Source organism: Candidatus Avelusimicrobium faecicola (genome assembly GCA_900540405.1).
GTDB classification, from domain to species: domain Bacteria; phylum Elusimicrobiota; class Elusimicrobia; order Elusimicrobiales; family Elusimicrobiaceae; genus Avelusimicrobium; species Avelusimicrobium faecicola.
This window is the reverse complement of the sequence record UQFW01000046.1, coordinates 1-11,503: the sequence shown is the minus strand read 5'-3', so window position 1 is coordinate 11,503 and position 11,503 is coordinate 1. Positions and strand designations below refer to the sequence as shown.

At 50.2% G+C, this 11,503-nt stretch carries 9 protein-coding genes and 1 pseudogene; all 10 read left to right on the top strand.

Annotated features, from left to right (window positions below; all coding sequences use genetic code 11):
- Positions 1-355, top strand: a pseudogene (locus ACQY18_RS05295) (hypothetical protein); the annotation flags it as partial.
- Complete coding sequence (locus ACQY18_RS05290) at positions 352-1,791, top strand: glycogen synthase (RefSeq protein WP_428039114.1); 1,440 nt, start codon at positions 352-354, stop codon at positions 1,789-1,791. The pseudogene ACQY18_RS05295 and the gene ACQY18_RS05290, both read left to right, overlap by 4 nt.
- A gap of 9 nt (positions 1,792-1,800) precedes the next feature.
- Entirely contained in the window at positions 1,801-3,183 is a 1,383-nt protein-coding gene (locus ACQY18_RS05285) for an alkaline phosphatase (RefSeq protein WP_428039113.1), read from the top strand.
- Positions 3,184-3,957 (top strand): hypothetical protein, encoded by a 774-nt coding sequence (locus ACQY18_RS05280; protein ID WP_428039112.1) that lies wholly within the window; start codon positions 3,184-3,186, stop codon positions 3,955-3,957. It begins immediately after the preceding gene.
- The gene (locus ACQY18_RS05275) at positions 3,942-5,114 is read left to right on the top strand and encodes a peptidoglycan DD-metalloendopeptidase family protein (protein WP_176777320.1); all 1,173 of its coding nucleotides are present in this window, start codon (positions 3,942-3,944) and stop codon (positions 5,112-5,114) included. The genes ACQY18_RS05280 and ACQY18_RS05275 overlap by 16 nt, the downstream gene beginning before the upstream one ends.
- Positions 5,115-5,130: 16 nt before the next feature.
- Entirely contained in the window at positions 5,131-6,546 is a 1,416-nt protein-coding gene (locus ACQY18_RS05270; protein WP_428039111.1) for a S41 family peptidase, read from the top strand.
- Between the two features lie 8 nt (positions 6,547-6,554).
- Entirely contained in the window at positions 6,555-7,574 is a 1,020-nt protein-coding gene (gene tsaD / locus ACQY18_RS05265) for a tRNA (adenosine(37)-N6)-threonylcarbamoyltransferase complex transferase subunit TsaD (RefSeq protein WP_428039110.1), read from the top strand.
- A gap of 3 nt (positions 7,575-7,577) precedes the next feature.
- A complete protein-coding gene (locus ACQY18_RS05260) occupies positions 7,578-8,783 on the top strand; it encodes an extracellular solute-binding protein (protein ID WP_176777317.1) in 1,206 nt (401 codons plus the stop codon).
- 3 nt (positions 8,784-8,786) lie between these two features.
- Positions 8,787-10,283, top strand: coding sequence for a diguanylate cyclase (locus ACQY18_RS05255; protein ID WP_176777316.1), 1,497 nt, complete (start codon positions 8,787-8,789; stop codon positions 10,281-10,283).
- A gap of 264 nt (positions 10,284-10,547) precedes the next feature.
- Positions 10,548-11,503: hypothetical protein (locus tag ACQY18_RS05250; protein ID WP_428039109.1), on the top strand; the 956-nt coding region annotated here is incomplete at its 3' end.

Here is an 11,503-nt window from a genome sequence, read left to right as displayed (position 1 = left end):
CGCGCTCGGGCAAGAAGCCCTGCCGGGATTAGAAATGCCGCAAACCCAAACCGCCACCGGGGAAGCCCAAGCCGTTGCCGGGGCGGAAACTCAATCCGCCGCCGGGGAGCCCCAAGCCGCCGCGGCTGAAACAACCGCCGCCGGGGAAGAAACTCCCGCTGAAACGCCGGAAAACCCGGCTCAAAATCAGCCGGAAAACCCGGCCCAAAATTTGCCGGAGCCCAGCGGAGAAACCGCCGCCCAAGACCCCGTAGCGGTTGCGGAGCGGCAGGAACGGCTCAATAACCAAATTTTAACAGTAGAAACCGAACAGGAAGAAGCCGCAGCCAAAGGCGCGGCCGGGGAGGAAAAATGAATATTGTAATGGCCGCCAGTGAGGCGTTCCCGTTTTGTAAGACCGGAGGTTTAGCCGACGTCGTCGGCGCGCTTAGCCAGCAGTTGGGTATGCGCAAAGGCAATAAAGTAATTTTATTCTTGCCGCAATACCGCAATCTTTCGCGGGTGGCCTCGCTAAAAGTGGTGCCCGGCGTGTATTTAATCCCCATCGGCGGGCGGATTGAACAGGTGACCCTTTCCTATATTAACTGGGGCACGGTAATTGTGTTTTTTATCGGCAACCGGAAGTATTTTGACCGCCCGGATTTATACCGCACCAAAGCGGGCGAATACCCGGATAACGACGAACGCTTTATTTTATTCTGCCGCGCCGTATTGGAAGGGTGCAAATTTGTGGGGTTCCGCCCGGATATTATCCACTGCCACGATTGGCAGACGGGGTTAATTCCGGCGTACTTAAAAACCGTGTATAAACTGGATGCTTTTTATACCCGCACGCGCAGTTTGTTTACCATTCATAACATCGCCTACCAGGGGCACTTCCCGTATTCCGCTTACGAAAAAGCCGGTTTCCACCCGGTGGATTACACGCCGGATAAGTTTGAATATTACGGCGGTATCAGCTTTTTGAAAAGCGGCATTGTGTTTGCCGATAACGTAAACACCGTCAGCCCCAACTATGCCCGCGAGGTTCAAAATGACCCCGCCAAAGGTTTTGGATTGGAAGGTTTATTACGCTTCCGCAGTAAAAACTTTTGCGGCATTGTAAACGGGATTGATACGGAAATTTGGGACCCGGAAACCGACCCGATTTTGCCCATGGGCTATGATGCGTTTGAATTTCAACGCGGTAAAACCGCCTGCAAAATGGCCCTGTTGGAAGAATGTGGCCTGGAGCAAAACCCGCAGAAACCTGTGGTGGGGGTGGTTTCCCGCCTGGACTATCAAAAAGGGTTGGATACGGCCGTGAATGTGATTGAACGCTATAAAGGCCGGGTGCTGTTTACTATTTTGGGCGCCGGGGACCCGAAGCTGGAAAAGGCTTACCAGGCGTTGGCGCGCAATAACCCCTCTTGCGTGGCGTACCGCGGCCGCTTGGACGAAGAATTGGCCCACAAAATTTACGCCGGGGCGGATTTATTTTTAATGCCGTCCCGCTTTGAGCCGTGCGGGCTCAGCCAACTGATTGCCATGAAATACGGCACGTTGCCGGTGGTTTCGCGCGTGGGCGGTTTGGCCGACACCGTAAAGGGTTATCCCGCCAGTGACGCAACCGGATTTTTTATAGACCCGCTGAGCGAAGACGGCATTTGCGCCGCGCTGGATACGGCCTTAAAAGCGTATGCGGATAAAAAACAATGGTTTAAGTTGGTTAAAAACGCCATGGCGGCGGATAATTCTTGGGATAAATCCGCCCAGGAATACATTAACTTGTATCACAAAACAATTATTTAGGAGTGTGGCATGAAGAAGTTTTTAGTATTACTGGCAGTTTGTTTGTTTGCTGTGGGCGCACAGGCCAAAACAGCTAAAAATTTAATTTGGGTGATTGGGGACGGTATGGGGCCGTCGGCCGTCGGTTTCTTTATGGAAGCCGTACGCAACGGCAATAACCCGGCTTTCCCGGATAAAGTTTCCAATTTGGAAAAATTCATCAACCGTTCCGATACGGGCCTTTACTTTAACAATACCAAAGGGAGTATCGTTTCGGACAGCGCTTGCGCCGCTACCCAAATGGCCACGGGGCAGTTTTCCTTGCCGGATTATATTGGGCAGGATTATTCCGGCCTAAACGTAAAAACCATTATGGAAGAAGCCAAAGAGCGCGGAATGTCCGTAGGGGTTGTGACGGATGTGTATGTGACGGACGCCACCCCGGCCGCGTTTTTATCCCATGCGCGCAGCCGCAAGATGAAATATGATATTGCCCGCCAAATGATAGCTTCCGGCGCGGACGTGATTATGGGCGGCGGGCTTAAATATTTTACGCAAGGGGAAAATAAAAAATTACTGAAAGAAGCCAAAAAACAAGGCTACACCATCGTCAAAAATAAAAAACAACTGGCGAGTGCCAAAGGCAAAAAGATTTTGGGGTTGTTTGCGGACGAAGCCATGCCCTTTTATGTGGAAAAAACACTCCACCCCAATACGCCTACCTTAAAAGATATGGCCGTTGCGGCGCTAAAAGTGCTTTCTAAAAATCCGAAAGGGTTTATTTTAATGGTGGAAGCCGGAAAAATTGACTGGGCGTTGCACGAAAACGACGCCGGGGCCTCTTATTATGAAATGCTGACGCTGGACGAAACTTTGCCGTTGCTAACCGCCTTTGCCGATAAAAACGAAGATACCTTAGTTTACTTAAATGCGGACCACGAAACCGGCGCCCCCGCCTTTAACTACCGCCATTTGGATGAAGCGCAAGTACAGCATAAAAACGCACAAGGGGAAATGCTTTACGGCGGACATACGGACTATATTGACTATAAACAATACGATAAACTCCTCTTGCAAACACGGGTGCTTTATTATGTCAACGAAGATTTCAAAAAACTCCCCGCGGCTCAACAAACACCGCAGAAATTTCAGGAAATGTTAGATAAGGGGCTTGGGTATCATGTGGATATTTCCGTTTTGGAAAACCCGACGGATTATGATGCCGTTAAAAAACTGATTAACGAGCAAAAGGGCCTGGCCTGGGCCACCGGCACGCATACATCGGGTATGCTGTTGGGTATTGCCTATGGCGACTATGACGGTTTTACCGGCGTGTACCACAATACGGATTTGAAAAATAAATTTTCCGCCGCGTTGGGGTGGACGGAGCTTTCCGATACGGACGAGGACTAAATGGACGAATTTTTAGAACCCGAAAAACGCAAATCCAAGCACATCTTCCGGCTGTACCGCCGGGTGTTTGTGCTGGTGTTTGCGCTAGCGGTTTTGTTGCAGGCGGTCAACTTTGCCCAACTGCAATTAAAGGATTATTTTACCCGGCTCAATGACGATTTTAAGGTCATTTTAACCGTCGCGCCGGAAGTGGCGCAGGACGAGCTGACCCAAATGGGGGAAAGTTTAAGCGCCAAAAAAGATATTACCTCTGTAAATTTGTTTTCCCCGGCGGATGCGCTGGCCGCGTTGCAAAAAAAGAACCCGCAGCTTACGCAGTCTTTACTGCTGATGGGGCGCAATAAAATGCCGGCGTATTTTGAGCTGAAGTTAAGTTATCAGGCCATTAATAACATCGGGCCGTTTGTAGATAATTTGGCGGCGGAATATCCGGGCCTTTCGGCTAAATACAGCCCGGCCCACGCGCATACCCTCTTTTTGGCGGGGCTTTGCTTGCGGGTGCTGAATGTAGCGCTGGCCTTTGCGGTGCTATTGCTACTCGGATTTATGTTTTTGGTGGAAGCCTACCCGGCCGAAGCCAAACATTTGAGCGCGGGGGTGTTTTCCGGCCTGTTGGCGGCCGCGTGCAGTTGGGGGCTGATGGCGGTGCTGGTCTATCCGGCCGGATATTTGCTCCCGGTACTGAATAAATACGGCTGTATGTGGCGGCAAGCGGGGCTGGCTCTGCTTTGCGCCCTTTTGGGGTGGACACTGACAAAATGGCAAAAGTTTTAGTGCTTTTAAGTGTGTTTTTGTTGTGGGCTCCTGCCTTATTTTCCAACGAAACGGAAGATAAGAAGCGGGAGCTTGCGCGCTTAAAAAGCCAAGCGGCCCAAAAAGAAAACGAATTAAAAAAATACCGCGAGGCGGAAAAACAAATTTCGCGGGAAATTTCCGATTTGGAAAGCCGCCGCCGGGAAGCGGAACGCAAAAAAAACAAGGTAGAGGCGGATATTTCCTACATAGAGCAAAGTTTGCTTTCCACGGCGGATAAACGCGCCGTATTAAAAAAAAGTATGCCCCTGTGGCAACGGGTGGTGCTGGCGGAGTTGGACGCGTATTATTTTACGCCCCGGTGCTATGATTGCCCCGGCGGGTACAGTTTGGAAGAAGATATTTTTGTAGACCGTATGATAACCCATAAAGCCGCGTTTACCGCCGCTATGGATAAAGAACAGCGCCTGACCGATAAACAGATTTTAACGTATGAAGCCAAAAACAAGCAGTTGCAGGAGCGCAGTTCCAAGTTAGAAGAAGAACAAGGGGTCATTACCACCCGTTTCCGCAAAAAAAAGAGCGCGTTGGATGTGACCAAACGCAAGGCAGAGGAAGTGCGTAAAGAGATTAACGAATTAAACCGCTCCGCCGAGGCGTTAAACAATTTGCTTGCCAAGTTTGAACGCACCCGCAAAGCGCAGGATGCCAAAGCCTCTGCCCAAAAAACGGCGGGCGCCAAAAAGAGTGCCTCCGGCGGGCCTAAAATAGATGCGGCGCCGCACTCCCTGCCGTGGCCGGTAAACGGCAAAGTGATTAGCAAATTCGGTAAAGAATACCGCGCCGATTTGAATACCTGGATTTTCCGCGACGGCATTAAAATTGCCGCCCAGCGGGGGCAAGAAGTCCGCGCGGCGGAAGAAGGCAGTGTGATTTATGCCGGGCCGTTCCGCTCTTACGGTAATGTGGTTATTTTGGACCACGGCAAAGGTTTCTTTTCCATTTACGGCTTTTTACAGGATATTAAAGCCGCGGTGGGGGATAAACTGCCCCGCCAGGGAGTGGTGGGCTCCGCCGGGCCGGACACGCAAACCTCTTCCGGCACCGGGCGTTATGCGGTGTATTTTGAAATACGGCAAGGGACGGTGGCGGTAGACCCGCTGGCGTGGTTAAAATAAATTTGATGAGGATATTATGAAAGATAAAAAATTAAACACTTGGGCCGTTGTGGCGGCTGTGATGTTTTTTATGGGAACGCTGTTCCCGTATGCGTATGCGTCGGCAGACGGGGGGCTGCGCAAAATCCGCACGTTTATTGACGTGTTGGAATATGTAAAAGAAAATTATGTGGAAAGTACCGATTCCGATAAATTAATTAACGGCGCCATTAAAGGCGTGGTGGGGGAATTGGACGATTTTTCCCAGTATTTAGAGCCGAAAGATTACAAAGAATTAAAGAACGAAACCCGGGGCGATTTCGGCGGGTTGGGTATCCGTTTGCAAATGGTGGACGGCTATGTGACGGTGATGAGCCCCATGCCGGGCACGCCTGCTTTTAAGGCGGGGGTTATGCCGGGGGACCGCATTATATTTGTGGACGACCGCGACTTAAAAGATATGAAACTGGACGAAGCCGTGGACTTGATGCGCGGCGAAGTGGGCACCAAGGTAAAACTGACCTTGAGCCGCAAGGCGGAAAACGGCGAATATAAAAACCTGCCCGATTTAACCTTAAAACGGCAACAAATCGTGCCGGAAGTGGTTTATTCCCGCATGTTGGCGCACAAAATCGGCTATGTATATGTGGTGGATTTTTCCGGCCACACGATAGAAGCCGTGAACAAAGCCTTAAAAGAGCTTAAAAAACAGGGGATGCAGTCCCTGGTGTTGGATTTGCGTTTCAACCCCGGCGGTTTACTGACGGGCGCGGTGGATATGGCCAAACTTTTTATGGGGGATAAACAGATGATTGTTTATACCCAAGGCCGCAAAAAGGAGTTCTACCAGGAATTTAAGACCAACGCCAAAGCGCCGTATGCGGATATTCCGATGGTGGTGCTGGTCAACCAAGGCTCCGCCAGCGCGAGCGAAATTGTTTCCGGCGCGTTGCAGGATAACAAACGCGCGGTGATTGCCGGCCAGCGTTCGTTCGGCAAAGCGAGCGTACAGCAAGTGTTGCCGCTTTCCGGCGGGGCGGGCCTGCGCCTGACGATTGCCAAATATTACACCCCGGCGGGGCGGCTTATCCAACGCAATTACCGGGATAAATCCAAGGCGGACGAAGGGGGCATTTTCCCAGATATTGAAGTGGAAGTGGACCCGGAACAAGAAATAAAAGTTTTTATGCAGTATAATAAAGTGGTATACACCCCCGGGCAAAAGGCGCAACTGCCGGAAATGACGGAAAAAGACCCGGTGTTGGACAAAGCTGTTTTGTATTTAACGGGCAAATTAACCTTGGAGCAGGCCCAAAAAGAGGCCGCCGAAGCCAAAGCCGCTAAAGAAGCCGCCAAAACAAAAAAGGCCGCTTCCAAAAAAGAAACCCAAGGTAAAAAATCCGCCCCCAAGGCCGCGCCGCAAAAACAGGCTCCGGCGCAAGATAAAAAATAAGGTGCTTTATGAAAAAGGATTTTACAATTTTAGGGATAGAATCCACCTGTGATGAAACTTCCGCCGCCGTATTAAAAGGCGGTACGGAGCTTTTATCCAACGTGATTTATTCGCAAATAGACGAACATAAAAAATACCATGGCGTCGTGCCGGAGTTAGCCAGCCGTGCGCACGCGGCCAAAATTGCCGCCGTGATAGAATCCGCCCTCGGCCAAACGCCGATAGACTGCGTGGCTTTTGCCAGCGGGCCGGGGTTGCCGGGCGGGCTCATGGTGGGGCGTGTGGCGGCCGAAACATTGGCCGTTTACAAGCAAGTCCCGCTGATTGGGGTAAACCATTTGGAAGGCCACCTGTTTGCGTGTGAATACGAGAACGGCCGCGCCTGCCGCCCGCTTGAGTTCCCGTTGGTGGCGTTGGTGGTTTCCGGCGGAAATACCGAGCTTTTATATGTTAAAAACTATGGCGAATATAAAGAATTGGGCCGCACGCGGGATGATGCCGCCGGCGAAGCCTTTGATAAAGTAGCCAAATTGTTGGGCTTGCCGTATCCGGGCGGGCCGCAGGTATCTAAACAGGCGCTTTTGGGGCGGCGGGATGCTATCCGTTTCCCGCGCCCGCTGTTGCCCGGCACCTGGGATTTTTCTTTCAGCGGCATTAAAACGGCCGTCAGCTATTATTTGCGGGACCACCAAAATATCAGCGTGCCCGACGTGTGTGCCTCGTTTGAAACGGCGGTGGTTGAAACTTTAGTAGCCAAAACCCTCAAAGCCGCGCTAAAATATAAAGTACACCACATTGCGGTTGGGGGCGGTGTGGCAGGCAATACACTGCTTAGGCAGATGATGGAACAAAAAGGCCGGGAGGCCGGGTTAGACGTGCGGTTTGTGGATAGGAAGTTATCGTCCGACAATGCCGCCATGATAGCTTTGGCCGCTTATAAAAAATTAGCGCACGCGGACGAAACAGGCCAAGCCCCTAAATGGAATATTAACGTAAACCCCAATATGAAAGTGCGCTCTTGGAGATAAGCTATGATTATTTGGGTCATGCCGGATTCCGGCGCCCGCACGAAAGAAGATTATGAGTTGCTCCGCCGTTTGTTTGAAAAAGAACATCCCGGCGTGGAGCTGACCGTGCGCGTGTTTACGCGCAATGTGCTGTGGCGCAAGATTTTTATGCTTAAAAACCCGGCGCCGGAAGAAGAAATACCGGATTTGGTGCAAATCCCGCACTACTGGACGGCGCTGTTAACGCGGGCCGGCGTGGCGGAAAACCTTTCTAAATTAGACCCCGGGCTTTCTTTAAGTAATGTGTTGTTTCCGTTAAAACCGCATTGTTATCGCCCGGGAACGAAGGATATTCATTCCTATCCGTGGTGGTTTGATATGAGCGCCTTACACTTCCGCGGCGACCACTTGAAAATGGTTTCCGCCCACCCGGAAGAAGAACTGGCCACTTGGGACGGCCTGTTAAGCGTGTGCGAGGCGCTCAAACGCGCATTTCGGGATAACCCCGGCTATTACCCCATGCAAAATAGCGATTGGCGCGGCTCTCTTTCCGTCCGGTGCGCGCTTCCGGCCGTGTGGGACCGCGGCGCGGAGCTGTTCTCGCCCGATTTGAAAACCTGCCTGATTAATACGCCGCAATTTAAGGCCGGGTTTAAGGACTACATCACCCTGGCTATTAAAGAATATATGCCCATTTTGCGCGAACGCGGCAGTTTGGGCACTATGGTTTCCGGCAAAGCCAGCATTTTAATTTCCCGCAAACAGGGGGTAGCCAGTTTTGATACCAAACGCGGCCTGCGCGTAAAAACGGTGCCCGTGCCCACCACCGGGAACGTGTATTATTCGTACTTATCGGGCATGAATTTAATAGTAAACGTGCTTTCCAAAGAGAAAGAAAACGCCTTAAAATTTATCAAATGGTGTGCCCGGGCGGATAACCAAATCCGCTATGCGGGGATGATGGAAGTATTCCCGGCGTTTGAAGATTCCTTTGAGCAGTTTATTTTTTCTTCCGCACGCCGGTTGCAAACATACAGCAACATTTTGGCGTCTTCCAAAACGTTGCCCAATATCACGGTGACGGGTACGGTGATGGAAATATTAAATAAAGTGTTTGCCGTCAGCGCCACGGATATTGTGGAAGAACGCTTTACCATGGCCGGGTTGGACCGCGCCCTGGACAACGCCTGTAAAGAAATTAACCATTTGCTTTCACTGTACGAGGGATAGTTTATGTTTGATAAAGAGTCTTATACGCTCTACAAATTTCACAAACAGCTCAACCAGTCCTTTCAAAACAAGCGGGAACTGTTGGAATGTGCCCTGCCGGCCTTGTTGAGTTTATTTAAGTTAAACCGCGTGTATTTTTTTAATTGGCAGCAGGATAGGGCGCTGCTCTCCCTAAAAATGATGTGCAAAAAAGAATACTGTATGGATATGCAGGAAGATATATCCGTATTAAATGAGCCTTGGTTTTTGAAGTCTTTACTGCAAGACGGTTTTGTAGTCAGTACGGATTTAAGCTACCCCGCGGCCTATGTGCTGGTGCGGTGGCAAAAGCCCACCATGTCTATCCAGGGGGAAAAAGTTTCTACCTATATGGCGGAAAAAGTGGGCGTAATACGCATGGAGCGCTTCCGCAAGAACCGCGTGTTCACCGGGGAGGAAGAAAAACTGATTAAGGCCCTGGCTAAAGAAATCTCCCACAATTTGCGCAATACGGAAATTGACCAGGCCAAAAACCAGCGTTTAGCGGTATCCACGGCGTTAAATAATTTAGCCACGGTGTTTGCCTCCTCTTTGCGCTTGAACGACGGCCTGGAGCTGATTTTGCAAGGCGTTCAAAAGTATTTCCGTTTTGACCGCGTGCGCCTGTATTTGACGAATTACGACGGCACCAAAATTAAATCCATTTTAGGGGTGGATATTTCCGGCCAGGTGACTACGGAGGACGGCTCCGCCTTAAAAGAGGGGGAAAAGGAACTCTTGCGCGAAGTGTTTGACTCCCCCAACACCTATACTTCCCGCAAAAGCGTTATTTATATCCCGCTAAAGGTACAGCGCAACAAGGTAGGTTTTTTAACCTTTGATAACTTGCTTTCCAGGCGCAAAATCGGGTATTTGGATTTTATTTCACTAAAGCAGTTTTCCACCCAAATTGCCCTGGCCATAGATAACGCCATGCTGTTTGAGCGCGTGCAGGAGCTTTCCAATTACGACGAGCTAACCAAACTGCCCGTGCGCCGCTTTTTTAACGAAAAATTTGCCGACGAAATTTACCGCTCCAAACGCTTTGACCTGACGATGTCTTTAATTATTTTGGATATTGACCTGTTCAAACAGATTAACGACGGCTACGGCCACCAAATAGGGGATTGGGCCTTAAAAGAGGTTTCCCGCGTGATTCGCACCAGTTTGCGGCAGACGGACTTTCCGTGCCGCTTTGGCGGGGACGAAATGGTTATTATGCTTCCGCGCACCAATGGGGAGGAGGCCAAAATTATTTCCAAACGCTTGCAGGAGCGTATCCGCGCGATTACGCTTCCCGCCCGGTATACGGACGGCAAAGACGTGCATTTAAGTATCAGCCAGGGGATTTCCGTTTTCCCGCAGGACGGCACGGACGCTTCCGGCTTGTTGGAAAAAGCGGACAAGGCGTTGTATTATGTAAAGCAAAACGGGCGCGGTGCATTTGCGTTGTATAGGGAAACGGTACTCCCGCGGGAGTGATTTTTACGGGTCCCCCAAAAGTGCGCCGCGCAGGGAATTTTTATCCGGCCCGCGCCCGAGGATAGAAAATAGTTGACAAGTACGCCAAAAGTTGCAAAAATTTATAAGTGTAGGTGCTGGGCATATTTTATATATAATATATGGTATGCGTAGCACCGGTGCGTGGCATTTTTACCCGCGCACGACGGAGCAAAGATTTTTGAAGGGCTTAATTTTTAATTAGTATTTGGTTTAATATCTATGGGAAACTACAAAACAAACAATATGACATTTACAAAAATGTGTAAGTTCTTTGCGGGGAAAGCGGCCTTGGCGGCGGCTTTGCCTTTGCTTTTGTTATCGGCGGCAGTGCCCGCTTTTGCGCAAGCACAGGCAGACGTTAAATTTGCCGGTGTGTTTTATAAGAACGAAACAACGACAGAGCCATCAACCATTTCTGGGAGATATTGCGGCTGGAAAGCAGCGGATGACAGTAATTTGGGCTTATCTAAAGACGGAAAGTTGAAAGGGTCTGAGCATGACCGCAGTTTTGTTTCTGGCGTACTAAAAGACGGCGACAATGTCATAAATGCGAGTGGAAACACTTATGCGGACCCATGGCAAAATTCCGCCTTGATTGAGTACGACCAGCCGTATCCCGCCCCGGATAAAAAGAACACATACCCCAACCATTGTTTAGGGTTGTGTATGACGGTCTACTGTGCCAATAAGCCCTTGGCCATGAGTACCTACTCTATTGCGTTTCCCTTACAAACCATTAAATTTGATATTGTTAAATACTATGGCGGCAAAAATATTGCCAGCTCCAACGATACGCCGCCTATCCGCACTTTAACCATGTACCCCGGTTCCGGGGATAACGGAACGGTCAAGGCGGAGGACTATATTTGCGGCTCCTATCACTGCTATGACGGCCAAAACGGAACCACTTGTCCGTCTGCCCAGTATTATTGCAATGGGACGAACGATAATAGTTGGTGTGTAAAAGAAGGCGCCTCTAGCGGGCCGGATAATTGTGGTACTGGTACTGCTACCGCAGATGCTTCTTGTTTCAAGTTTTCTACGGGAACGACGGCTGTTCCTTGTAGCAAAACTAATCCTGTAAATTGTTGTACCAATGAGTACGGCGGTGTAAAGGGCGCTTCTAACTGCGTTATTTTTGATAATAACGGCAGAGAATACGGCTCCCCCATGTCTTTCTGCGCCGGGTGGGACGGCTC

Coding starts and splice junctions, on each gene's coding strand:
- ACQY18_RS05290 (WP_428039114.1), top strand. CDS start 352: ATGAATATTGTAATGGCCGCCAGTGAGGCGTTCCCGTTTTGTAAGACC.
- ACQY18_RS05285 (WP_428039113.1), top strand. CDS start 1,801: ATGAAGAAGTTTTTAGTATTACTGGCAGTTTGTTTGTTTGCTGTGGGC.
- ACQY18_RS05280 (WP_428039112.1), top strand. CDS start 3,184: ATGGACGAATTTTTAGAACCCGAAAAACGCAAATCCAAGCACATCTTC.
- ACQY18_RS05275 (WP_176777320.1), top strand. CDS start 3,942: ATGGCAAAAGTTTTAGTGCTTTTAAGTGTGTTTTTGTTGTGGGCTCCT.
- ACQY18_RS05270 (WP_428039111.1), top strand. CDS start 5,131: ATGAAAGATAAAAAATTAAACACTTGGGCCGTTGTGGCGGCTGTGATG.
- tsaD (WP_428039110.1), top strand. CDS start 6,555: ATGAAAAAGGATTTTACAATTTTAGGGATAGAATCCACCTGTGATGAA.
- ACQY18_RS05260 (WP_176777317.1), top strand. CDS start 7,578: ATGATTATTTGGGTCATGCCGGATTCCGGCGCCCGCACGAAAGAAGAT.
- ACQY18_RS05255 (WP_176777316.1), top strand. CDS start 8,787: ATGTTTGATAAAGAGTCTTATACGCTCTACAAATTTCACAAACAGCTC.